General features: G+C 51.0%; 22 protein-coding genes. 15 read left to right on the forward strand and 7 right to left on the reverse strand.

Going from position 1 to position 24,357, the window contains the following annotated elements; translation table 11 throughout:
• Window position 1: 1 nt before the first annotated feature.
• The 3 genes from SAR116_RS09225 to SAR116_RS09235 all read right to left on the reverse strand — a co-directional run bounded on the left by SAR116_RS09225 (window position 2) and on the right by SAR116_RS09235 (window position 3,148).
• Entirely contained in the window at window positions 2-889 is an 888-nt protein-coding gene (locus SAR116_RS09225; protein ID WP_013046662.1) for an ABC transporter permease, read from the reverse strand.
• The gene (locus tag SAR116_RS09230) at window positions 889-1,971 is read right to left on the reverse strand and encodes an ABC transporter ATP-binding protein (RefSeq protein ID WP_013046663.1); all 1,083 of its coding nucleotides are present in this window, start codon (window positions 1,969-1,971) and stop codon (window positions 889-891) included. Before SAR116_RS09230 ends, SAR116_RS09225 begins: the two co-directional genes overlap by 1 nt.
• 118 nt (window positions 1,972-2,089) lie before the next feature.
• Window positions 2,090-3,148, reverse strand: a complete 1,059-nt coding sequence (locus SAR116_RS09235; protein ID WP_013046664.1) for an ABC transporter substrate-binding protein — start codon at window positions 3,146-3,148, stop codon at window positions 2,090-2,092.
• A gap of 171 nt (window positions 3,149-3,319) precedes the next feature.
• Here SAR116_RS09235 and SAR116_RS09240 point away from each other — a divergent pair, with 171 nt between their 5' ends.
• The gene (locus tag SAR116_RS09240) at window positions 3,320-4,468 is read left to right on the forward strand and encodes a mandelate racemase/muconate lactonizing enzyme family protein (RefSeq protein WP_013046665.1); all 1,149 of its coding nucleotides are present in this window, start codon (window positions 3,320-3,322) and stop codon (window positions 4,466-4,468) included.
• A 130-nt stretch (window positions 4,469-4,598) separates the two neighbouring features.
• A complete protein-coding gene (locus tag SAR116_RS09245) occupies window positions 4,599-6,467 on the forward strand; it encodes a DUF262 domain-containing protein (protein WP_013046666.1) in 1,869 nt (622 codons plus the stop codon).
• A gap of 55 nt (window positions 6,468-6,522) precedes the next feature.
• Here SAR116_RS09245 and SAR116_RS09250 read toward each other — a convergent pair whose 3' ends face one another.
• Both SAR116_RS09250 and SAR116_RS09255 read right to left on the reverse strand, forming a co-directional pair.
• Window positions 6,523-7,647: a DegT/DnrJ/EryC1/StrS family aminotransferase gene (locus SAR116_RS09250; RefSeq protein WP_013046667.1), complete on the reverse strand. Its 1,125-nt coding sequence runs from the start codon at window positions 7,645-7,647 to the stop codon at window positions 6,523-6,525.
• A 16-nt stretch (window positions 7,648-7,663) separates the two neighbouring features.
• Window positions 7,664-8,638, reverse strand: a complete 975-nt coding sequence (locus SAR116_RS09255; RefSeq protein ID WP_083775278.1) for a Gfo/Idh/MocA family protein — start codon at window positions 8,636-8,638, stop codon at window positions 7,664-7,666.
• Between the two features lie 241 nt (window positions 8,639-8,879).
• Here SAR116_RS09255 and SAR116_RS09260 point away from each other — a divergent pair, with 241 nt between their 5' ends.
• The 5 genes from SAR116_RS09260 (at window position 8,880) to SAR116_RS09280 (ending at window position 11,754) form a co-directional block, all read left to right on the forward strand.
• On the forward strand, window positions 8,880-9,428 hold the full coding sequence (locus SAR116_RS09260) for a prolyl-tRNA synthetase associated domain-containing protein (protein ID WP_013046669.1): 549 nt from the start codon (window positions 8,880-8,882) through the stop codon (window positions 9,426-9,428).
• Between the two features lie 55 nt (window positions 9,429-9,483).
• The gene (gene trxA, locus SAR116_RS09265; RefSeq protein WP_013046670.1) at window positions 9,484-10,383 is read left to right on the forward strand and encodes a thioredoxin; all 900 of its coding nucleotides are present in this window, start codon (window positions 9,484-9,486) and stop codon (window positions 10,381-10,383) included.
• Between the two features lie 87 nt (window positions 10,384-10,470).
• Complete coding sequence (locus tag SAR116_RS09270; RefSeq protein WP_013046671.1) at window positions 10,471-11,124, forward strand: LON peptidase substrate-binding domain-containing protein; 654 nt, start codon at window positions 10,471-10,473, stop codon at window positions 11,122-11,124.
• Window positions 11,108-11,359 carry a Trm112 family protein gene (locus SAR116_RS09275; protein WP_320410276.1) on the forward strand — a complete coding sequence of 84 codons (252 nt, stop codon included), beginning with the start codon at window positions 11,108-11,110 and terminating at the stop codon, window positions 11,357-11,359. Before SAR116_RS09270 ends, SAR116_RS09275 begins: the two co-directional genes overlap by 17 nt.
• 29 nt (window positions 11,360-11,388) lie before the next feature.
• The gene (locus tag SAR116_RS09280; protein WP_041861369.1) at window positions 11,389-11,754 is read left to right on the forward strand and encodes a gamma-butyrobetaine hydroxylase family protein; all 366 of its coding nucleotides are present in this window, start codon (window positions 11,389-11,391) and stop codon (window positions 11,752-11,754) included.
• A gap of 8 nt (window positions 11,755-11,762) precedes the next feature.
• Here the strand turns inward: SAR116_RS09280 and SAR116_RS09285 are convergent, their stop codons facing one another.
• Window positions 11,763-13,097 (reverse strand): FAD-dependent oxidoreductase, encoded by a 1,335-nt coding sequence (locus SAR116_RS09285; RefSeq protein WP_013046674.1) that lies wholly within the window; start codon window positions 13,095-13,097, stop codon window positions 11,763-11,765.
• Between the two features lie 2 nt (window positions 13,098-13,099).
• Window positions 13,100-13,666: a D-glycero-alpha-D-manno-heptose-1,7-bisphosphate 7-phosphatase gene (locus tag SAR116_RS09290; RefSeq protein WP_238531141.1), complete on the reverse strand. Its 567-nt coding sequence runs from the start codon at window positions 13,664-13,666 to the stop codon at window positions 13,100-13,102.
• 231 nt (window positions 13,667-13,897) lie between these two features.
• On the opposite strand from SAR116_RS09290, the gene SAR116_RS09295 reads away from it, so the two are divergent.
• The 8 genes from SAR116_RS09295 to ftsY all read left to right on the forward strand — a co-directional run bounded on the left by SAR116_RS09295 (window position 13,898) and on the right by ftsY (window position 24,336).
• Window positions 13,898-15,094, forward strand: a complete 1,197-nt coding sequence (locus SAR116_RS09295; protein WP_013046677.1) for an aminotransferase class I/II-fold pyridoxal phosphate-dependent enzyme — start codon at window positions 13,898-13,900, stop codon at window positions 15,092-15,094.
• A gap of 134 nt (window positions 15,095-15,228) precedes the next feature.
• Entirely contained in the window at window positions 15,229-17,592 is a 2,364-nt protein-coding gene (locus SAR116_RS09300) for an FtsK/SpoIIIE family DNA translocase (RefSeq protein WP_013046678.1), read from the forward strand.
• Entirely contained in the window at window positions 17,582-18,187 is a 606-nt protein-coding gene (locus SAR116_RS09305; RefSeq protein ID WP_041860892.1) for a LolA family protein, read from the forward strand. Before SAR116_RS09300 ends, SAR116_RS09305 begins: the two co-directional genes overlap by 11 nt.
• 207 nt (window positions 18,188-18,394) lie before the next feature.
• Window positions 18,395-20,263 carry a bifunctional sugar phosphate isomerase/epimerase/4-hydroxyphenylpyruvate dioxygenase family protein gene (locus SAR116_RS09310; protein ID WP_041860893.1) on the forward strand — a complete coding sequence of 623 codons (1,869 nt, stop codon included), beginning with the start codon at window positions 18,395-18,397 and terminating at the stop codon, window positions 20,261-20,263.
• 45 nt (window positions 20,264-20,308) lie between these two features.
• Window positions 20,309-21,088 (forward strand): exodeoxyribonuclease III, encoded by a 780-nt coding sequence (xth, locus tag SAR116_RS09315; protein WP_013046681.1) that lies wholly within the window; start codon window positions 20,309-20,311, stop codon window positions 21,086-21,088.
• 129 nt (window positions 21,089-21,217) lie between these two features.
• Window positions 21,218-22,099, forward strand: a complete 882-nt coding sequence (gene dapF / locus SAR116_RS09320) for a diaminopimelate epimerase (protein ID WP_013046682.1) — start codon at window positions 21,218-21,220, stop codon at window positions 22,097-22,099.
• Window positions 22,086-23,405, forward strand: a complete 1,320-nt coding sequence (mtaB, locus tag SAR116_RS09325) for a tRNA (N(6)-L-threonylcarbamoyladenosine(37)-C(2))-methylthiotransferase MtaB (RefSeq protein ID WP_013046683.1) — start codon at window positions 22,086-22,088, stop codon at window positions 23,403-23,405. The genes dapF and mtaB overlap by 14 nt, the downstream gene beginning before the upstream one ends.
• Before the next feature lies 1 nt (window position 23,406).
• The gene (ftsY, locus tag SAR116_RS09330; protein WP_013046684.1) at window positions 23,407-24,336 is read left to right on the forward strand and encodes a signal recognition particle-docking protein FtsY; all 930 of its coding nucleotides are present in this window, start codon (window positions 23,407-23,409) and stop codon (window positions 24,334-24,336) included.
• Window positions 24,337-24,357 lie beyond the last annotated feature (21 nt).

Raw genomic sequence — 24,357 nt, forward strand, 5'->3', positions numbered from 1 at the left:
TCTAGCTCCTTTGACCTAGCTGATCGACGGAGATCAGCTTTGACGCCAGATACAGGATCAGCATTGTCACCACTAGCAGAACGACGCCCAGCGCACTGGCCGCACCCCAGCTGAAATAGAGCTCGATATTGCTGGAAATCTTCATCGCGGCCATGATCACCCGGCCACCGCCAAGCACTGCCGGGGTGACATAGAAGCCAAGACACAGAACAAAGACAATCAGCAGCCCTGCCAGTAGTCCGGGGATGCTCATCGGGAAAAATACCGTCCAGAACGCCCGTGTTGGCGTGGCGCCCAGACTAGACGCCGCTTTCAGACAATCCTTGTCAATCGCCCGCATATTTGCATAAAGCGGCAGGATCAAGAATGGTAGCATGATATGCACCATGCCGATCAAGGTACCGGAGGTGTTATGCACAAATTTTATCGGTTCGGCGATAAGTCCCAGATCAACTGCCAGACTGTTCACCAGCCCCTTTTTCTGCAGCAATACCAACCACGCATAGGTACGCACCAGCAAGCTGGTCCAGAAGGGGATCAGCACGCCAATCATGCAGATATTGGCCCAGCGGTTGGATAATTGCGACATGAAATAAGCCAGCGGATAACCAATAAGCGCACAAATGAGCGTGGTCAGAAAGCTGATCTTAAAGGTGGTGATGAAAATACGGATATAGGCCTTGCTTTCGATCATCCGGGTATAGTTTTCGAAAGATAATGTGCCATCGCGTCCAATGAAAGACAGATAGAATAACCATCCGATCGGAATGATGATCAATGCTCCAACCATTAGCAGATAGGGCACGGTCAGGCCAAAAAAGGTGTAACGTTCACGGCTTGCTAGTTTGCGCAGGCTGGCTTCGTTCAGATGTTCTGCAACGCCCGACATTATGCGCTTTCCACGAAATAACTATCGGCCAACCGCAAACCAACCGAGATTGCTTTGCCGATGCCTGGGATTTCCTGTTTCAAATCGGTGCCGTTCGGAATCCGCATTTGCAATGTTTGCCCACCATAAGTGGTCTGATCCAGATCGATCACCAGTAACTGGCTCTCGCCCTGGAAGATCGAATCCTTTACGGTGCCCTTAAAATAATTGGTGCCCTTTTCTTTTTTACTGGTGATGAATAGTTTTTCCGGCCGGATCACCAGCAGAAAATCACCATCCTTTTCGATTGTATGATTCACCAGAACTTCGGCTTTTCCAAGAATGGCTTTTTTGTTCTTAACCGTCACAGGGACAAGCGTGGACTCACCGATAAAATCGGCAATAAAGGCATTATTGGGTTCTTGATAGATATCATTCGGGCTACCTAGCTGCTGGAGCTGACCGTCATTGATGACAGCGATGCGATCCGACATCGTCAAGGCTTCTTTCTGGTCATGTGTCACATAAACTGTGGTCATGTTGAGACTATCGTGAAGCTGGCGCAATTCGATCTGCATTTCTTCACGCAGTTTTTTATCGAGCGCAGATAGCGGCTCATCCATCAGCAAAATCTGGGGTTTGAAAACAATCGCCCGGGCCAGGGCAACGCGCTGGCGCTGGCCACCTGACAATTCGTCAACGCGGCGATGCCCAAGACCGTCAAGCTTTACCGTCGCCAAGGCTTCATCAACACTGATTTTGGTTTCAGCCGCACTGACGCCGCGTAATTTCTGTGGATAGCCGACATTCTGTTCGACATTCATATGCGGGAATAAGGCATAGTTCTGGAACACCATGCCGATACCGCGCAGATGTGGTGGCTTGAGAATGACCTCTTCATCGCCAAATTTGACACTGCCATGATCGGGGCTGGTAAAGCCAGCCAGCACCATCAGCAAGGTTGTTTTGCCCGAACCCGAAGGCCCCAGTAAGGTCAGAAATTCACCCGATGTGACATCAAGACTAACGTCATTCAGGGCGAAAAAATCACCATATTTTTTGGTAATATTTGCAATGGAAATATTTAATGAACTATTTTTCATAATTGTGACTTAATCAATAATGGTGGGATTGATAATGGTGAATGATTTTGCAAGCTAGGTTTGCTAAATGGCTGGAGGGTACATACCCTCCAGCCGTAGTCTATGGAAATAAGACCGATTATTCAGTCATCATTTCAGTATATTTTTCCGCAGCGATTGTACGCCATTTGGCATACCATGCGGTTTTCAATGTCAGCTGATGCTTGGCATTGTCTGGATGACTAGGCATCTGACGCGCACGTGAATCTTCCATCAGACCTAGCTCATAGACCTTTGTATTGGTCGGACCATAAGTGATGTATTTGGCAAATTCGGCCATATATTCAGGCTTCATCATCTCGGCAATATATTTCATTGCCAGATCCTTGTTCTTGGCATTTTTTGGAATGCCATAGCCTTCCCAGTCCATGATGCCGCTTTTCCAGTCATAAGCAACCTTTGCACCGTCAAGTTTGGCCACGTCAAAACGACCATTCCAACCAGTTGTCATATCGACTTCACCATCTTTCATCAGCTGGGCATGCTGGGCACCAGATGTCCACCATACAGCGATGTGATCCTTGATTGAACGGATCTTGTCGAGGGCGCGATCGATACCTTCTTCGCTATCAAGCACGGTATAGATATCTTCCATGGCGACGCCATCAGCAAGCAAAGCAGCTTCGAGCTGGGCGTCCACTTTGGCGCGCATCGCGCGGGTACCCGGGAATTTTTCTACATCGAAGAAATCGGCCCAGCTACGCGGTCCGTTATCACCATAAGTATCGGTGTTCCATGCTGCCACAACCGAGAAAATATCGGCACCAGCACAATAATCACTATACATGCCTGGCAAATGGTTGCTGACATCGATCACCGAATAATCAAGCTTTTCCAGAATGCCTTCGGTACCACCAGAGGCACAGCCACCAGCACCACTTGAAAAGATATCGAATTTATCCGCGCCTGATTTGACCATCAGTTTCACGTCCGAGATACCACCATAGGTATCTTCTTTGACTGTAATACCCATGGCTTTGGCCGCAGGCTGGAAAATACCAACCGACTGACCTTTTTGATAGGCACCACCCCAAGATACGATTCTAAGCTCATCTGCAAAACTGGCTGTCGTGACGCTCATCACGCTTGCAACCGCCGCAGTGACAGCAAGTGATTTCAATTTAAACGATTTTTTCATTATTTCCCCCTTGAGGTCATTTTACAATTTTGAATAAAAGGTTGATAGAGGTTGCACAATGATTTCAGACTAGTCAAACTTTTAGGCCATCAAAAATAAGATTATTGTAATTTTATATTACGGTCTGCCAATTCATCAAGCGTATATAGATTAGAAAGACTTTGTATTAAGATGAAAATCCAGAAACTTGAAACATTCACCTCGCGCTATGTCAGCTTTGTCAAAGTCACAACCGATGATGGGAAAAGCGGTATCGGGCAGATGTCCACCTATCATGCTGATATAACGGCGCAGGTATTTCACCGGCAGGTCGCGCCCTGGGTGCTTGGAAAATCGATTGCGGGTGCGCATCATGACGATGATGAAGGGGATGCCCGCACGGTATTTGCCGACCTGGCCGCTTTGGTGACCGAACGCGAGCATAAATTCCCCGGCTCTTATATATATAGGGCGTTGGCCGGACTTGATACGGCGTTGTGGGATCTGGTGGCACAGGCCGCAGAGATGCCCGTTACCGCGCTGATTGGCGGACAGGCTGGCCAGCTTCGTGCCTATGCCTCATCGATGAAACGCGATATTACGCCAGCCGATGAAGCCGCACGCTTTTGCCAGCTTCGCGACGAAAAGGGCTTTGATGCGTTCAAATTCCGCGTCGGTGCCGAATGCGGGCGCGGCAAGGATGAATGGCCCGGGCGCACCGAAGAGATTATCCCGACAGTGACCGCGGCATTGGGTGACGGCATTGTCAAAATGGTCGATGCCAATAGCTGTTTCGGGGTCGAACGCGCGATCGAAGTCGGGCATATGCTGCAAGATCACGGTGTCACGCATTATGAAGAGCCATGCCCCTATTGGCATCCGGATGACACGTTGCAGGTGACGAACGCGCTGGCTATCGATGTGACTGGCGGTGAACAGGATTGTGATATGCGCGTCTGGAAAGACATGATCGACCGCCGCATTGTCAATATCGTGCAACCCGATGTCATGTATATGGGCGGCATCACGCCGTGGTTGCAGGTGGCCGATATGGCGAAACAGGCCGGCCTTAAATGTACCCCGCATGCGGCGAATCTGTCGCTGGTGACGGTCTGTACGATGCATGCGCTCAAGGCGATTGCGAATGCCGGTGCCTATCTGGAACTGTCAATCGAAGGCGCGGATTATTACCCGTGGCAGGACGCCTTGTTTCGGGGCGATCCGTTCAAGGTGACGGACGGGCATGTGACGATTAGCGATACCCCCGGATGGGGGGTCGAGGTCAATCCCGACTGGCTGGCGGCGGCAGATTATGCGGTGAGTGAGGTTGGCGGTTCGTGATGAGGGGGATGGTGGCGTGAGGCGTTGCCTGTTATCCGTCGTCGTTCTGTAATTTAGCCAAGTTACGGCTGTGAGTAACTGTTTGTTAACCTGCATGTGATAGCGTTTCCCAAAACCATGGGAGTCGAAGATGAAACCTCAGGAATTAACAATCGGTCAGCTTATAAGTGAGAAACGGCAACTTCGCGTTCCAGTTTATCAAAGATCGTATGAATGGACTCCAGAAAAGCAGCTAGATAGATTTTTTGAACAACTAAAAGATCAGGCAAAAAGGATTGAGACTGGTTCAGAAAGGCTGGTTAGCCATTATATGGGCACATTGTTGCTTATTAGTGATAGAGGTGATGTTCAAAAACTGATTCACGATATAGTTGACGGTCAGCAGCGACTAACTAGCTTTTTTCTTGCTATTGCGGCTTTGAAGGATGCCTCACATTCCTTTGGGTTGCATTCGTTATCTAGTGAATTAGATAGACATATTTTCAACGATACTGATATTCCAGACTTTCGCTCTAAATTGGTGCCGAATGCTAAGGAACGAGGAATCTTTGATGATTTATTACGCCTTGGTTTAGAAGGTATGAAAGAAAACATCCTATATTCTAATTTCTTCGCTACAACAGGAGCATTAAAGCAAAAGGGTTCGGAAACACCAAAGGCCTTAAGCGCATATCACTGGTTACAACAGAATTTCTCTCGGTATCTTTCTGATGGAGAGAATGAAGATATCCGGACGAAAGCAAATGCATTGCTGATGGCTCTTACTGATCAATTCAAATTAATAGTTATTGAACTAGAAGAGCATGATGACCCTCAGGTCATTTTTGAAACATTAAATACTGGAGCGGAACCTCTCGCTGCTATGGATTTAGTGCGCAATTTTATTTTTCACCGCGCTTCAAAAGAAGGTGAAGCTAGTCAAAATGATGTCGAAAATGAATTGAGTAGTAAATTCTCGCCAGACACTTTTTGGAGAGCATCAATAAGGCAAGGACGTTTTAACAGAAAACGCTTAGACCACTATCTAACACATATGCTGGCGGCTGAGATGGGGAAAGAAATCTCCATTCATGAATTATATAAAGAATATAAAAGTTTTGCTGATAATTATTATGGTGCGCACAGTGTTGTAGATGAAGTGAAAACACTCACCAAATATACTGAAACATATAAAACAATTTCAGATGGAAAGTCTTCCATCAACCTTGATTCCACAGAGTCTGACAAAGCACTTTTTTGGCTTAAAAATACCTTAGAAGCATTTGATGTAGGAACAGCGGTTCCCATAATATTTGTTACTGACACATTACCGAATATTACCGATCATCAGAAAGCCGAAATCTACAATGCAATTGAGAGTTTTATTGTGAGGCGTGCCGTTTGTGGTTTGACGACAATGGGCCGTAATTTGTTTTTCGCAAGTATTGCTAGAAAGCTCAAAAGCAATCCTTCATCCGGATTTATACTTGATGTTCTAAGACAGTCAGATTCAGATACGACTAGATTTCCTGATAATGATGAGTTTCGTAAAGCATTTTTTGAGAAAGAAGTTTACAAAACTTTGCGATCAAAAAGAGTTGGACTTTTGCTTCGTCGAATAGAGCAACAAACCCTGACTGACCATGATGAGCGCGATAATTTAGCTGACAACTTAACGGTTGAACATGTTATGCCCCAGAAATGGAATGAGCATTGGCCATTGCCAAATGGAGATTTTTATTCTTCAAGTGAGGTATATAGCTCTGAAATGAAGAAAGTGGCCAATCAAAGAGAGAGTTTAATTCATACGTTTGGAAATCTGACGCTTTTAGCAAGCAAGACTAATCCGGCGTTAGGTAACGATAACTTTGAAATCAAAAAACAAAAGCGTCTTGGGATTTCAAAACTCAAAATGAATTTAGAAATATCGAATGAAGAAGTATGGGATGTAGAGCAAATTCTTTCACGAACCAAACGGTTGTTTAATCAAGCAGAAAATATTTGGCGCACGGTCAGATAAAACCACATGTCCATAAGCTAATTTAAAATATACCCAACTACCCTACCCACTCCCCCTACAAAACCTTGCGGAGTTCGCTGGCGATGATGTGCTGGGCGTCTTCGGTCAGATAGGGATGCATCGGCAAGGCCATCACCCGCGCGCATAGATCATGCGTCACCGCCAGCCCATCTGCCGACACCGGATAATGCTGATAAGGCGGTTGCTGGTGCATCGGGATCGGATAATAGATCGCGGTGGGCACGCCGGCCTCGCCCAGTCTGGCACAGATCGCATCGCGGTCACTACCCGCTGGCAGTTTCACAGAATATTGTGCCCAGCTTGATGTGGCACCGGCGGATAGGGATGGGATTTCAACCATATTACCCAGCATCGCCGCATAGCGGTCAGCCACCGTCTGGCGGGCGGTAAGCTCATCGGCGAAAATATCGAGCTTGGCATCGAGTACGACCGCCTGCATCGTATCCAGCCGTCCGGTCATGCCAATACGTATATTATCATATTTGGTCTTGCCCATGCCATGCACACGGCATGAACGGATGATCTCGGCAATCTTGTCATCATCGGTAAAGACCGCGCCGCCATCGCCATAGCATCCCAAAGGCTTGGCCGGAAAGAAGCTGGTACAGGTCACATGCGCCAGCTGGCCAACGGATGTGCCATGCCAGCTTGCCCCGAAACTTTGCGCCGCATCATCGATAACCCACAGATCATGATGCGCGGCAAAATCCATGATCGCCGGATAATTGGCAGGCTGGCCAAACAGGCCAACGCCGATAATGCCAACAACCTTGATGCCTGCTTTGCGGGCGCTGTCCATCGCCGCATCAAGCTTGTTGGGGTCGAGATTGAAACTGTCATGTTCGACTTCGGCAAAGACTGGCACCGCGCCCATTACCGGCATCACTTCGGCGCTGGCGGCAAAGGTAAAAGACGGCACAATGACACCATCACCTGGCTGTAATCCTAATCCCGAAAGCGCCAGAAGTAGCGCATCGGTGCCGGATGAACAGGCGATATTATGTTTGGCGCCACTCCAGTCGGCAAGGCGGGCTTCGAGTGCGCCGACTTCGGGCCCCATGATATAGGCACCATGATCAAGTACGGCGGCAAAACCTGCTTCGACCTTGTCGCGAATGCGTGATTGCTGGCTTTTCAGATCAATAAAGGGAATGGACATTATGGCTCGCTTTGGTTTAACGGGTGCTGTCTGTCATATCGACAAGCTGATGTTGCATTTGTTCGAGAACCACCTGTACGGCAAGGGCGTCCTCAATATCGGTGGGGGCGGGATTACCGCTGGCGCAGGCCCGGATAAAGGCGCGCATTTCATCTTTCAAAGGCTCGCTTTCGGCAATGGCTATGGGCTGTGGTGGCTGGCGGGTGATGGTGAAATAATCGCCATCCTGACGGATATCATCGGTGAACAGGGTCAGCTTTTCGTCCCACGGTTTGGTGTCGTCAAACACCAGCGATCCGGTGGTGCCGGTAACGGTCAGGCAATGTTGTTTGACCGGATTGATCCAGCCCGTATTGAGATGCGCGCTGACACTGCCCGGAAACCCAAGAACGGTGCTCAAGATATCGACAATGCCTGGTGTTATATGGCTGGCACCTGCACATGAAATATGCGCCGGTGTTGTGCCGGTAAGCGCTAGCACAAGCGAGAGATCATGCGGGCATAGATCAAATAACACGGACTCGGTGTTGCGAATACGTCCCATGGCCAGACGGGTGGCCTGAATATGACGCAGGTCACCAATAGCACCAGCCGCCAGCTGTGTCTGCAGTTCGATAAAGGCTGTGTGATAGCGGATCAGATGTCCAACCATGACCTGGCGATCATGCTCTTTGGCCGCGGCGGCGATGCGCGTTGCATCATTCATGCTCAAGGCCAACGGCTTTTCGATATAGACATGCTTGCCAGCCGCCAGCAATGGTAGGGCAATGTCAGCGTGACTGTTGGCCGGTGTCGCAATGACAACACCATCAAGCGATGGATTCTGGCATAGATCGTCAAAGCTGGCAGGCTGGCTGTTAAAGGCGGCGGCAAAATCGCTGGTGTTTTCGGGGGTGGCATCGGCGACGCAGGCAAGCGCATCAAGTGACGCCAGATTGCGGGCAAGATTCCGCCCCCACATGCCACAACCTATCAAACCGATATTCGTCATTAAACGCCGCCATTATAAAAAGTCTTTCTCTTGATAATCACCACGTGATTCGGCGTCAATCGTTGCATTTGGTTACATTTTTTGAGGTCTGGACTACGGTAAGCCGATTTTATCGCCTGTCACGCCGATCATCACTTTTGATTTTGGGCATCCTCGGTTACATAGAAGTCATGGTCATATCGCATGACCTGATGAAATGACCTTGCGGCCTGTACGGCCAGAGAAGAACGGAGTGCGATCTATGGATGCGTCATCTGCCTTTAAGGATAGTTTGCCCACCACCCCCGAAGCGATCATGGCGGTTCTGAAGCGTCTGGACATAAGCTTTTCAACGCATCATCATCCGCCCTTGCGCACGGTTGAGGATTCAAAACAATTTCGTGATGGCATGAATGGCGCGCATATCAAAAACCTCTATATGCGTGACCGCAAGAAAAAGAATTTTCTGGTGGTTGCCGACGAAGACCGTACGATTGACATGAAAACGCTGAATGGACGGATTGGCTGTGACCGGCTGTCTTTTGGCAGTGCTGACCGGCTATTTGAAATGCTGGGCGTTAGACCAGGTGCGGTCAGCCCCCTGACCCTGATCAATGATCCGGATCAGGCGGTGCGGCTGGTGATTGATGCCAAGATTCTGCAAGGTGGAATGATATATGTGCATCCGCTGGTCAATGATGTGACGCTGGGCATGTCGCCTGATGGGCTGCGCCGCTTTTTCCAACATACAGGACATGACCCGATGGTGCTTGATTTCGATAGTAAAGGCACCACATTAGAACAATCATGACATGCCCCTAGTTAGGGTATGTTAAACAAATGACGACGTTAAATTTGAGGCTGATATGGAACAGATCATCGCTGGTGCAAGCGCATCCCCTGTCGATGTAAATATGAATAATTTTATGGCTGAGGTCATCGATGGCTCGTCGCAGATGCCGGTTATCGTGCAATTCTGGGCGCCTTGGTGCGGCCCATGCAAACAGCTAGGCCCGATTTTGGAAAAGGTCGTTGGCGCCAATGCGGGCAAGGTCAAGATGGTGCGCGTCAATATCGACGAAAATGCCGAAATCGCACAGCAGATGCGGGTACAATCAGTCCCAACCGTTTTTGGGTTTGTGAATGGCCAACCCGTAGATGGCTTTGCCGGTGCGCAGGCCGAATCATCGATCAAGCAGTTTGTCGCCAAGCTGATTGCCAGTGGTGGTGGTGGCGCCGATGCGGCCAGCATGATCGAGGCCGGTAACGAAGCAGTTGACCAACAGGATTTTGCCGCGGCAATGACGCATTTCCAGCAAGCGATGGAAGCTGATCCTGAATCAGCCGAAGCATTGGGCGGTGTTATTCGCTGTCTGACCGGCATGGGTGATCATGCCAGCGCGCGTGACGTGGCGGATCAGCTAAGCGATGAATATAAGGAAAATAAGGCAATTATCACGGCGATTGCGGCGCTTGATCTGGCCGAACGGGCGGCGGAATCGGCTGGCGGGTTGGACGCCGCACGCGCGGTTGTGGCTGCCGAACCCGAAAATCTGGATGCGCGTCAGGAATTGGCGATGGCCTTGTTTGCTGTTGGTGAAAATGCGGCTGCGATGGAACAATTGCTGGAATCGATCCGCATTGACCGGACATGGAATGACGAAGCGGCACGGGTGCAATTGCTTGATTTCTTCACGTCGATCGGCGTTGCCAATCCCGATGTGATGAGAGCACGACGCAAGCTATCGACATTGCTGTTTTCGTAAGACGATCCGCATGGATTAAGCTGCAATATTTAGGCGGCATGCGGGAACTAGGTTGCGCATAATCACGTTAGAGAGGATTTTCATATTATGGTGTCATCACCCTTTGCTGTTGATTTTGGCGATCTGCCATCCCAGTTGCCGATTTTCCCGCTGGCCAATGCGGTGCTGTTGCCAGGTGGACAATTGCCGCTGAATATTTTCGAGCCGCGCTATCTGGAAATGTGCCAATTTGCGCTGACCACGCCAACCCGCATGATCGGCATGATCCAGCCTTCAATGCAGGGTGATGAAGATGATCTGTTTGCTATTGGCTGTGCGGGGCGCATCAGCTATTTTCAGGAGACGGATGACAACCGTTTGATGATTTCGCTGGATGGCATTTGCCGGTTCAGGCTGGATGATGCCGCGGTACAAGATGGCGGATTCAGACTGGCCAATGTCCGCTGGGATGGCTTTGATGCTGATATGATCCCGGATGATCTGGCGCTGGAAAAGGAGCCGCTACTGGCGATCATGCGCCGCTATTTTGAAATCAAGGGGTTTGACGCTGACTGGGACAATATCGAGCGCGCCGAAAATGTGCAGTTGTTGACCACATTGGCTATGGTATGCCCGTTTGATGTTTCCGAAAAGCAAGCTTTGCTGGAAGCTGAAACAATGAAAGCGCGTGCAGACCTGCTGATGGCGATGATGGAAATGGCCATTCATGGCAATGAAAGCCCGCATGAGTCGCGCCATTGATATGATGAATAATAACCAGACTGATGAATTGACGAATGGGGATGAAAAGATGATTGATCCAACCTTGATGGATATTCTGGTTTGTCCGATTGCGCGTTGCCCGCTGGTATATAATGCCAAAACCAACGAACTGATCAGTGTGCAGGCGCGCAAGGCCTATCCGGTGCGCGACGGGGTGCCGATCATGCTGATCGACGAAGCCCGTGACCTCGATGATAATGATGTGCCAGCCTAGATAATTTCACTCAGATAATGGACAATGTAATGACCGCACCAACCAGCTTTCCTCTGCCACAGGAAATCCGCCTGTCACCAACCAAGGATATGCTGACAATTTCATTTGATACAGGTGATCTGGTGACCCTGCCTGCCGAATTATTGCGGGTTGAATCACCATCAGCCGAAGTGCAGGGGCATGCGCCAGATCAGAAAAAAACCCCTGCCGGAAAAGCCAATGTCCGGATCAAGGATATCGAACCGGTAGGTAATTATGCTGTGCGTCTGGCGTTTGATGATGGTCATAATACCGGTCTGTTCAGCTGGGCATTGCTGTTTGATTACGGCATGCGTAAAGACGAATTAATGCAAGCCTATGAAGCGCGGTTGGCGGCAGAAGGACTGCACAGGTAATCATGCGCCTAATGCGGTAATTTACCCTGCATCAAGGATGCCTTGTTAAGCTTGCCACCCGCGGCAATCTGGCTGAGCGCCTGTTTCAAGGGTGAAGCATTGACCAGACTCATGCCAATGCCGCTGAGTCGGCGCACGCTTCGCGGCATGTTGAAAAACAGATTATTCAAAGTGGTTGTCACCGCGCTCATCGCCAGCACTTCGACGTTCCGTCCAGCGGCATAATCACGCAAGACCGATGGATGACTAGCGGTCAGGCCACGCTGATGCGCCTGTGTCAGACAATCAGCCAGCACGGCGGCATCGCCAAGCGCCAGATTATAACCTTGTCCGGCAAGCGGATGAATGGCGTGAAAAGCATCACCTGCCAGCACCATATTGTCACTTGTTGGGAATAGGCTGAGCGCGGGAGCCAATGGCCATAAAAGCCGATCACCATCAACAGTCAGACGACCCAGATCATGCCCAAAGGCGGCGTTACAGGCGATGCCGAACTGGGCATCATCCATCGCCATATGCGCATCAGCTTCGTCTTTAGGTAATGTCCAGACCAGCGAAAGCAGATTGTCCGGCATCGGCATCAGGGCAATGGGCCCGCCCAGCAGAAAGCGTTGAAAGGCACTGTTGCCATGCGGCATTTCGCTTTTCAGAACTGCGACAATGGCCGATTGCCGATGCGGTGCAGTGCGGGACTTTAGCCCTGCTAATTTACGAAGCGGGCTGTTGGCGCCATCGCACGCGACCAGCAGATCGCATGATATGGTGCGACCAGACGCACATGTCATATGCGCTTTTTGACCGCTAACGGATAATGAGCTGATCGTCTCATCCTGAATATATCTAACATTGGTGCTGGCAAGGCGTTGTTTTAGAGCTGCAAATAGATGGCTATTCTCAACGACAAAACCCATGGGCGCGTCATCATGTGACCAGTGCAGATTAAAATCACTTTTGGCCTGACTATGCTTGCGGGCGGATGCCGTGGTGGTACCTTCGGCCACATGCATATGCCAGATCGGTGCGGCCTTTTCGGATAGATAGTCCCAGATACCAAGACAATCGAGCATCTTGGCTCCGGCGGCATGGATTGTGGTTGTGCGGCGATCACGCGGGATTGATGCGGCTGGTTCGGCGCTATGACCCGAAGCAGGGTTGCTGCCGGATGAATGGTCAATTCCAGAGGATCGGTCAATTCCAGAGGATCGGTCAATTAATGTCACATCATATGGCGTATGTGCCAGGGTGATGGCCATCATCAGTCCTGTCAGACCGCCACCGGCAATGACAATTTCAGTTATGTGGGGCGCGTTTGTTTCGGGATCATGTGTCTGTTTAACTGGCATTATCACCCCTTAAAATGTTGTTGCAGTACATGCCGCGCCATAGTTGCCAGATTGCCCCCTTCGAAACGATAGGCATGACAGCCTGCGTGATGACCTGCTTCGACATCTTTTGCATTGTCGCCGATCATCACTGAGCGTGATAGATCAAGCGCCCATTTTTCGGCAAGATCAAGTATCATACCAGGGGCAGGTTTGCGACATGCGCAGGGGGTTTTCAGATCTTCGATAACGGCCAAAGGGTGATGCGGGCAAAAGGCAATATCGGTGATGGTGACACCCGCCTTGCCAAGTTCGTTTTGTAAATGATTATGAAAGGCGTGCATATCGGCCTCGGTGAAAAAACCGCGCCCAATACCACCCTGATTGGTGACGATAAATATATCCAGCCCGGCATCAGCAAATAGCTGTAACGCCTCAACCGCACCATCAATCCACGCAAAATCGGCGATATCCCATGTATAACCATGATCGTGGGTCAGGGTATTGTCGCGGTCAATAAAGATGGCAGGTTTGTCTATCATGCTGTCCGTAAAGGTTAAGGGTGCCCGAAGCGGTAAAAGAATAATCACAGGTTCGTTTTCAGCGATTGTTAATCTATTATATAGTCAATAGTTGGCAGATCGCCAGTTCATCCTTGCTTTGATCTTAGTTGGTACATGCGGGCTGGTGCATGTGGGTTGGTACATATGGGTGGGGGTTACGATTGCCCATTCGGGCGGCATGCGGTACGACTATACCGCGTTCATGCTGTTATGGACGTAGGTTGATATTTTACGGACTTGGTATTGTAAGGCGTGACCATGAAGTTAAACCCCGACTATTCGGTTTTTGATGGCAATATGTTTGTGCAGCTTCGGGCTTTGCTGGCCGATGTAGCCTTGCCAGAAAATAAACCCATGCTTGATCTGTCGATTGGCGAGCCGCAATTACCGGTGTCATCAATACTGACCGATGGGGTTCAGTCATATAATAACGGCTGGCAATTTTATCCAAAAGCCAATGGCACCCCCCGTTTTCGTGCAACCATCGGTGATTATATCGCGCGGCGCTGGCCGGCGGCAGCCGGACTGGTTGATGTCGATAGGGCGATCGCGCCCGTCACCGGCACACGCGAACCGCTTTTCATGTTGGGCAATCTGGTGCAGGGTACAAAGCCTGATCCGGTGGCGCTGGTGACCAACCCGTTCTATCACGCCTGGCGTGCAGGCGGGCTGGCCAGTGGTAGCGAGATTGTCTTTATGAATAGTGATGCGGGGCATAATTTCCTGCCGGATCTGGATGCGATCAGCGTGGAAATATATACACGCACAACGATCATGTATCTGTGTAGCCCGACCAATCCGCATGGCTATGTGATGGATATTGACTATCTGAAAAAGGCGCTTGGTCTGGCGCGGCGCTATGATTTTCTGCTGGTGCTGGATGAATGTTATGCGGATATCTGGCGCGGTTCGCCCCCTACGGGTTTGCTGGAAGCAGCGGCAGCCTTGGTGCCGGATAGTGGCGACGATGATCCTTTACATAATATGGTGATATTGAATTCACTGTCGAAGCGGTCTGGTGCGGCGGGTATCCGCGCTGGTTTCATGGCTGGCGACAGCTCGGTGATAGAGCTGTATCTGAAGCTGATTGGTAATGGCGGGTCGCTGGTGCCGACACCATTGCTGGAAGTTGCCAGCGATCTATATGCAGATGAAGCGCATGTTGCCAAAATTAGGGCACATTATGACCATTCTTTTGCCCTAGCCGAACAGCATCTTGGCATCACCGCCCCACCTGGCGGTTTCTTTCTGTGGTTGCCGGTTGAGGATGATATAGAGTTTGTAAAACGACTAATGGCTGAACAAGCGGTAAAAGCCATTCCCGGATCATATATGGGCGTTGAAACAGCGGCAGGTAATCCAGGGCGTGGATATGTAAGGCTGGCTTTGGTGCATGAACATGCGGTGATCGATCAGGCATTGGCACGTATTGCCACTTTATATCAGGCGAAATAGACATAAAGTGACTTAAATTGACATGCGCACCCACGGTACATGGCTGTAATATTCAGGTGAAATAAATACTGGCGATAACATATACTGGCGCAACTTGATAACCGCCGACATAGAATGGAACTATCAGCATAGATATGCAGGACGAAACCGAAAAGAAGCCACTTTTATCCACCGCGGTTGCCCGCTTTCTCCAGCATCGCCTGATGGAGCTGGTTGGCCTGTGCCTGTTTGGGCTGGGCTGTCTGGTCATGGCCGCGCTAATTATGTCGTATGCTACCGATCCCGGGCCGAATGTGTCATCAACTTCGAATGTGCGCCACCAACTTGGTTCGATAGGGGCTAATCTAGCTGATGGTCTTATCGCTTCGATAGGTTGGGCGTCTTTTGCTTTGGCCGCGATACCGATTCTGTGGGGTATAAGGTTAATCCGCAAGCGGGTTATCACCCATTTTCGTGTCCGTTTCTTTATGGTGCCATTTTCGTTGATATTGCTGACAGTGGCGTTGCAGGGCATAACACCGGACGGATATGCAGTTGCTGCCAGTCAACAGCCTGGTAAAGCTATTGGAGGCATGATTGGTTCGACACTATTACATAATGCGGTCAAGTTAGCGGAGCCATTACCAGAATTTTTAGGCTTTGGCACAGCGCATTATCTGGGGCTAGCTTTTGGTGTTTTCGGTGTCTGGAGCTGGCTGTGGTCAGCCGCCCTGTCACGCCAGCAATGGCTGGGGCTGGGACGTGTGACGGGGCGTATAAGCGCGGGCATAAAAAGCGTGTTTGGCGCGGCTGGCAATCTGGTGGCGCGTGACGAAAGCGTTGAAAAGCCAGTCAAGAAAGCCAAGCCAAAACGGAACAAGAAAACGCGTCAGGAACCGGTTCTGGTGGCAGGTGCCAGCACCGATGATGCCGAAGCCAAAACCGACGGACGCGTGACCAAAGCCGGCAATGGCAAACAGACAGTGCTTGATTTTGATGCCGCTACAGGATTCAAATTGCCGCCACAGAAGCTGTTACAGGCACCAGGTAAAAGCGCATCAGCGCCCGCCAAGGCAGTGTTACAGGAACATGCCAATATGCTGGAAACCGTACTGTCTGATTTCAGCGTCAAAGGCAATATCGCTGATGTGCGTTATGGCCCTGTGGTCACCCGCTATGATCTGAATCCGGCACCTGGCACAAAATCACAAAGGGTGATTTCGCTGGCTGATGATATTGCCCGTTCGATGAGCGCGATTTCGGTGCGGGTTGCGGTTGTGCCAGGCCAGAATGTGATTGGCATCGAATTACCTAATGAAGACCGGCAAACGGTGATTTTGCGTGATGTTCTGGATAGTGCTGTCTGGCGTGAGAATAACAATGCCTTGCCGATGGCGCTTGGTAAGGATATTGCGGGCGCGCCAATTGTTGTCGATCTGGCCAAAATGCCGCATTTGCTGGTCGCAGGCACCACCGGATCGGGTAAGTCGGTTGGGATCAATGCGATGATCCTGTCCTTGCTTTATCGCCATACACCAGAGTCCTGCCGGATGATTATGATCGATCCAAAAATGCTCGAATTATCAGTTTATGATGGGATTCCGCATTTGCTTAGCCCGGTGGTGACCGATCCGTCAAAGGCGGTGGTGGCGTTGAAATGGGCAGTGCGCGAAATGGAAAACCGTTATCGCAATATGGCGAAGATGGGCGTGCGTAATATAACCGGCTATAATGATCGTCTTGCCGAGGCGCGTGCCAAGGGCGAAACGCTGACCCGTCGTGTGCAGACCGGATTTGATCCGGAAACCGGCAAGCCAATCCATGAAGAAGAAATTCTCGATCTGGCACCCCTGCCCTATATTGTCGTGCTGATCGATGAGGTTGCTGATCTGATGCTTGTGGCGGGCAAGGAAATCGAAGCGGCGGTGCAACGGTTGGCGCAGATGGCGCGGGCGGCTGGCATCCATGTGATTATGGCTACCCAGCGGCCATCGGTTGATGTGATTACCGGTACGATCAAGGCCAATTTCCCGACCCGAATCAGTTTTCAGGTCACGTCGCGGATTGATAGCCGCACAATTCTGGGGGAACAGGGTGCCGAACAATTGCTGGGGCGCGGTGATATGCTGTTCATGGAAGGTGGTGGCCGCGTGATGCGTGTGCATGGCCCGTTTGTTCAGGATGGCGAAGTCGAAGCGGTTGCCAATTTTCTGCGCCTGCAAGGTGAGCCTGAATATGATGAGCGCGTGGTTGCCGATGCCGAAGATGATAATGGCGGCGGGGGTGGTGCTATGGACGGGGTTTTGCCGACCGGAAATAGCCTTTATGAGCAAGCTGTCCAACTTGTGGTGCGCGAGCAGAAAGCCTCGACAAGTTTTGTGCAGCGACATCTTAAAATCGGTTATAACCGCGCGGCCACGATTATCGAGGAAATGGAATCAAACGGCATCATCAGCGCCGCCAATCATGTGGGCAAGCGCGATGTGCTGATAACGGATGAGGCGGATAATGGGTTTTAACATAGTGATGAAGCGTCTGTCGTCAGGGCTTGTTTTCAGCATCATTGTGATGCAGATGAGCCTGGTAGCCCAGGCCGCTGATGCCGTGAGTGCCGCCGAGGACTGGTTTGCCGATCTGACCACAATGCAGGCGGATTTTACACAAATTTCATCGGATGGCAGTGCCGCCGAAGGCACCTTATATCTGCGACGTCCACACCGGATGAAAATCGAATATGACGGTGATGATGCCTTGGTTCTGATCACCACCCCCGTCTGGTTGCATGTTGACCAACCCAAGCAAAAGCGCGTCACAAGCTATCCGATTTCGGAAACCGCTTTGTCGCTGATCCTCAAGGAAAAGGTTGTTCTACGCGCTGATGATTTTCAGACCAGTGCGCGTGTGGCAGATGGCATTGCGACGATCTATCTAAGCAAGGAAAGTGGTGAAGCGGCAGGTGATCTGGCGCTGGAATTCAGTCTGCAACCGTTTCAGCTTCGCAAATGGACAGTGCGTGATTCGGTTGGTGTGACGACCAGCGTGACCTTGCAGAATATGAAATTCGGCCTGACATTCCGGAATGAATTATTCCGGCAGAACGAATATTCGAATTAGCATGTTCTCTGGCCTAGATATTTTGAAGGTTATTCTGGCTGATATCATCAAATTCAATCAAAATGAAAATGGGCAAAGCACGAAACGGCATCTATGATTCGATATGTTGATAAATATGGCTATGCGGATGGTCTGATGATGAGATGACCCGCACCCAGTTATTTGTCGCGTATTAAATCGGGGGTGTCTCAGAAAATGGCGACAAGTATGAAAAGCTGTATCGCCACGGTGTCGATTGCAGGTGATTTTCGGGAAAAGCTGGCGGCGATCGCCCGTGCCGGTTTTGCCGGTATCGAAATTTTTGAACAGGACTTTATCGCCTTTGATGGCCGGCCAGAAGATGTTGCCCGCATGGTCAAGGATCATGGGCTTGAGATAATGCTGTTCCAGCCCTTCCGTGATTTTGAAGGCATGCCTGACACGATGCGCCAACGTGCTTTTGACCGCGCCGAACGCAAATTTGATCTGATGAACCAACTTGGCGTCGATCTGATGCTGGTCTGTTCGAATGTGTCACCGCATAGCCTTGGCGGTATTGATCGCGCGGCAGATGATTTTGCCCAATTGGGCGAATATGCGGCGGCAAAAGATATTCGCGTCGGCTATGAAGCGCTGGCATGGGGACGGCATATCAGCGATCATCGTGATGCGTGGGAAGTGGTACGCCGTGCTGACCATGCGCATATCGGTATTATTCTGGACAGTTTTCATACTTTGGGGCGCGGGCTTGATCCGCAGTCGATCCGCGCCATTCCCCGCGACAAGATTTTCTTTGTCCAGCTTGCCGATGCGCCGCTGATCGAGATGGATCTGTTATATTGGTCGCGGCATTTCCGCAATATGCCCGGTGAAGGCGATCTGCCAGTACAGGCATTCATGCAGGCAGTGGCAGCAACCGGATATGATGGCCCCCTGTCGCTGGAAATTTTCAATGACCAGTTCCGAGGTGGAAGCCCCTGGACAATCGCCCAGGATGGGTACCGGTCGCTTGTCTGTCTGATGGATGATGTACGGCGTGCCGAACCCGATATTGCCTTATATGCGCCGTCGATGCCGCCGCGCATCGTATCCAGCGGTATAGAATTTATTGAATTCACCACCGATACCGATGCGGCCGAAACGCTGGAACAGCTTTTAGCTGTTCTGGGCTTTACCAAGGCCGGTCAGCATGTGTCAAAACAGGTGCAGCTTTGGCGGCAGGGCGATATCAATATTCTGATCAATACCGAGGAAAACGGCTTTGCCCATTCGGCCTATCTGATGCATGGCACATCGGTCTGCGATATTGGTATCCGTGTCGAGGATGCGACCGCCACCGCCACACGGGCAGGCGTATTAGGTGCCGAATTATTCAGCCAGCCATCGATTCCGGGTGAGCTCGATATCCCGGCAATAAAGGGCGTTGGCGGCGGTGTTATTCATTTCATCGATGATAAAAGCGATCTGGCACGCTTGTGGGAAATTGATTTTGTGCAGGATAACCAGCCTGCCAATAGCGGCGTTGGTCTGGTCACGATCGATCATATCGCCCAGACGATGAAATATGAAGAAATGCTGACCTGGGCTTTGTTCTATACGTCGATTTTCGATACGCGCAAGGTGCCGATGGTGGATGTTGTTGACCCTGCTGGACTGGTACGAAGCCGTGCCATTCAGAATACGGATGGAAGCTTGCGGATCACGCTGAATGGTGCCGAGTCACAGGATACATTGGCAGGTCGCTTTATCAGCGAAACTTTTGGCTCCAGTGTTCAGCATATCGCCTTTGCCAGTGATGATATTTTTGCCACCGCCGCCGCCTTGCGCCAGAACGGGTTTGAAGCCTTGACGATTTCGCTCAATTACTATGATGATCTTGGGGCGCGTTTCGGACTTGATGATGCCTTGCTGGACAAGCTCAAAGCAGCGCAGATATTATATGATTGCGATGAAGCGGGGGAATATTTTCATGTCTATGGGCAGATGCTTGGTGCAGGTATGTTTTTTGAGATTGTCCAGCGCACAAAGGCGTATGATGGCTATGGGGCGGCGAATGCACCATTCCGGATTTCTGCGCAGAAACGAAACTGGGCTTAGGTCTAAGATATAAATTTAATCAGCATAGCTGAGATAGACACATAAATGAAAATAGCGACTTGGAATATCAATTCGGTGCGTCTGCGGCGTGATCTGGTAAAGCAGTTTCTGGATGAAAGTGATGTAGATGTGCTGTGTTTGCAGGAAACCAAAACTGAAGATAAAAGTTTTCCAGTGGATTTTTTTGCCGAGGCGGGCTGGGGGCATCAGGCGATTCGCGGTGAGAAAAGCTATAATGGTGTGGCGATATTATCGCGTACACCACTTGCGGATATTGCGCATATAAACTGGGCAGGTAAGCAGGATTGCCGGCATATTTCGGCACGTACTGAAAGCGGTGTGACGATTCATAATTTCTATGTGCCCGCTGGAGGAGATGTTGCCGATCCGGACGAAAATCCCAAATTTGCGCATAAGCTGACTTTTCTTGCCGAGATGACGGCGCATTTTGTGAAAAACCGTCCGGAGAATGCGGTGCTGGTTGGCGATCTGAATATCGCGCCGCTGGCCGAAGATGTGTGGTCAACGAAACAGCTATTAAAAGTGGTCAGCCATACACCAGTCGAAACCGACGGGCTGAAAGCCCTGATGGCCAAGGGAAGCTGGCATGACCCGGTGCGTGCGCATTTTGGAGATGATGAACAGATCTATTCATGGTGGTCCTATCGATCGCGCGACTGGCAGGTCAATAATCGTGGTCGCCGGTTGGATCATATCTGGGTTAGCACCGACCTTGCCAATGCGGTCAGCAAAGCCGAGATTCTGACCGATTACCGAAATGCGGAAAAACCGTCGGATCACGTGCCCACGATTATCACCTTGTGATCTGTTCGTCGCATTGCCAGTTCTGTTTGCCAGTTCCGTTTGCCAGTTCCGTTTGCCAGTTCCGTTTGCTAGTCACGTTTGGCGGGAAAGACTTTGCACGGCATTATAAAGTGGCGTATATGCAGAAGCATGATCACATTTTTGAAAATGCATGGCCTTGGTAATGACTTTGTCATTCTGGATGCCCGCGATCCCGATAGTGGGATAGGCGCGGATATATCCGTGCGCGCTGCCAGCCTTGTCTCTGATCGCCGGCGTGGCATTGGCTGTGATCAATTGCTAATTATACGGCCTAGCGATAACGCCGATATTTTCATGCAGATTCTGAATCAAGATGGCTCGGTTGCCGGTGCCTGCGGGAATGGCACACGCTGTGTTGCCGACTATGTCATGCGTGATTTAGACGTTGATCAACTGCTTATCGAAACCAAAAGCACGATGCTGTTTGCTGAACGAAGCCGCATTGGTGATGCCGATCTAATTGCGGTCAATATGGGGGCGGCGCGGCTTGACTGGCAACAGGTGCCGTTAGCGCAGGCGCAGGATACGTTGCATGTCGATCTTGGTGCTGATGCGCCTGCCTTGGCGGTATGTCAATCTATGGGTAATCCGCATGCGGTTATGTTCGTCGATGATGTGGCAGCCATTGATCTTGACGCTATCGGACCCAAGCTGGAACATGCCGATATATTTCCAGATCGCGCTAATATCTCGATTGTGCAGAAGCTGGATGATGCAAAATTCCGCATGCGCGTGTGGGAAAGAAGTGTTGGCATCACGCAGGCCTGTGGATCAGGTGCCTGTGCGGTTGGCGTTGCGGCGCATCGGCGCGGGCTAGCCGGACGGTTGTCAGAAATCGTGATGGATGGTGGCTCGGTAATCATCGAATGGCGTGATAACGGCACCGCAGGTGGTGAGGTCATTATGACCGGTCCGGTGACCTATGTCGGGCATGGCGTTCTGGATGATGCGATTTCGGCCTTATTTGGGACTCATCATGCCAAAGCGTAATACGCCGCAGGTCGAAACCTTTGGCTGCCGTCTGAATATATGGGAGTCCGAAGTCATTCGCGAGAAAGCTGCCGCAGCAGGTGTGCAGGATGCGATCATTTTCAACACCTGCGCGGTGACATCCGAAGCCGAAAAACAGGCGCGACAGGCGATCCGAAAAGCACGCCGCGAAAATCCGGATAGCCAGATTATCGTGACCGGATGCGCTGCTCAGATCGCGGCTGAAAACTGGGCTAGCATGGATGAAGTCGATGTGGTGCTTGGCAATCATGATAAGCTACAGGCCGAAAGCTGGCGTGATCTTGGGTCTGCCTCTGCCGCCTGTATTGATGATGTAAGTGATGGTACCCGTGAAGATGTCCGTGAAGGGACGGCGGCCGAAGTGGTCAGCGATATCATGCAGGTGCGCGAAATGGCATCGCACATGCTAGATGGCTTTCAGGAACATACCCGCGCCTTTCTGCAAATCCAGCAAGGCTGTGACCATCGCTGTACCTTTTGTATTATCCCCTATGGACGAGGCAATAACCGTTCAGCCGGTCTGCATCAGATTATCGATGCGGCACAAGCACTGGTTGATGGGGGCGCGTGCGAAATTGTTCTGACAGGTGTTGATATCACCTCATGGGGCAGTGATCTGGCGGGGCGCCCGCGTCTGGGACGCCTGGTCCGTGCCTTGCTCCGCGAAATTCCGGCCTTGCCACGCTTGCGTCTGTCTTCGATCGATCCTGCTGAAGGTGACGCCGAATTGATGGCGGTATTGGGCGATGATGACCGGCTGATGCCGCATTTCCATATTTCTGCGCAGCATGGCGATGATCTGATATTAAAGCGTATGAAGCGGCGGCATCTGGGGCGGGATATCATCCGCTTTTGCGACGAAGCCCGACGTCGCCGTCCCGATATCGTATTTGGGGCTGATATGATTGCCGGATTCCCAACCGAAGATGATGCCGCACATCAGGCTAGCTGTGAGATGATCGCGCGCGCCGGAATTACGCATCTGCATGTCTTTCCCTATTCACCACGTCCAGGCACGCCGGCCGCATTGATGCCGCCAGTGGCTGCCGCCGATATAAAAAACCGGGCCGCGTCCCTGCGGGCTATCGGATCAGGTCGGCTGTCACATCTGCTAGATAATTCGATCGGCAGTTTTGATCAGCTTCTGGTCGAGTCAGGCAATAAAGGGCATGGACGTAATTTTTCGAAAATCCGGCTGCAAGGTGATTATGTGCCAGCCGGATCGCTGGTTGATGTGAAAATAACGGATCGTGACAGTCAAGAGCTGATTGCCGAAAGAGTGTAAAATGAGCTGGTTCAAGAAACTTAAAGAAGGTCTTGGTAAATCGACAAGCAAGGTGACCGCCTCGCTTTCATCGCTGAGCAATCTGTTTGGCGGGGCGCGCATTGATGCCAGCTCTCTGGAAGAGGTTGAAGATGCGCTGATCAGTGCCGATCTTGGCACTACATCGGCACAACGTCTTGCGGACAGGATGCGCAGGCATAAATTCGAAGGGCCAATTGATTCGGATACGCTTGGTCAGGCGCTGGCAGATGGCATCACCGAAATTCTGGAACCAGTTGCGCAAAAGCTGGAGATTGACGCCGCGCATGCACCGCATGTGGTATTACTGGTCGGGGTCAATGGGTCAGGCAAAACAACCACGGCCGGCAAGCTGGCTCAGCAATGGCGGGATGAAGGTAAAAGCGTGATGCTGGCGGCAGGCGATACGTTCCGCGCGGCGGCGATCGAACAGTTACAGATATGGGGCGCGCGTACCGGCACCGAAGTGATCGCAGGGGCGCAAGGCGGTGATGCAGCGGCGCTGGCTTATGAAGCGCTGGAAAAAGCCAAAGCCGCCAATATAGATGTTCTGATTATCGATACGGCTGGTCGTTTGCAAAACCGTACCGAATTGATGGATGAGCTGGCCAAGATCGTACGTGTGATGCGCAAGCTTGATGCAAGCGCGCCACATGATTCGGTGATTATTCTGGATGGTACTGTCGGCCAGAATGCGATCAGTCAGGTTAAAGCCTTTCGTGAGGTGGCTGATGTGACCGGCCTGATTGTCACCAAGCTTGACGGGTCAGCGAAAGGCGGTGTTGTCGTCGCACTTGCCGAAGAATTTGGTCTGCCTGTGCATGCGGTCGGTGTTGGCGAACAGGCGGATGATCTGCAACCCTTTGCTGCCGCCGAATTTGCCAAGGCGTTAGTTGGTATCGATACCGACTAGGATTTTCAAGCTTATGGTCAG

Source organism: Candidatus Puniceispirillum marinum IMCC1322 (assembly GCF_000024465.1).
Lineage (GTDB): Bacteria > Pseudomonadota > Alphaproteobacteria > Puniceispirillales > Puniceispirillaceae > Puniceispirillum > Puniceispirillum marinum.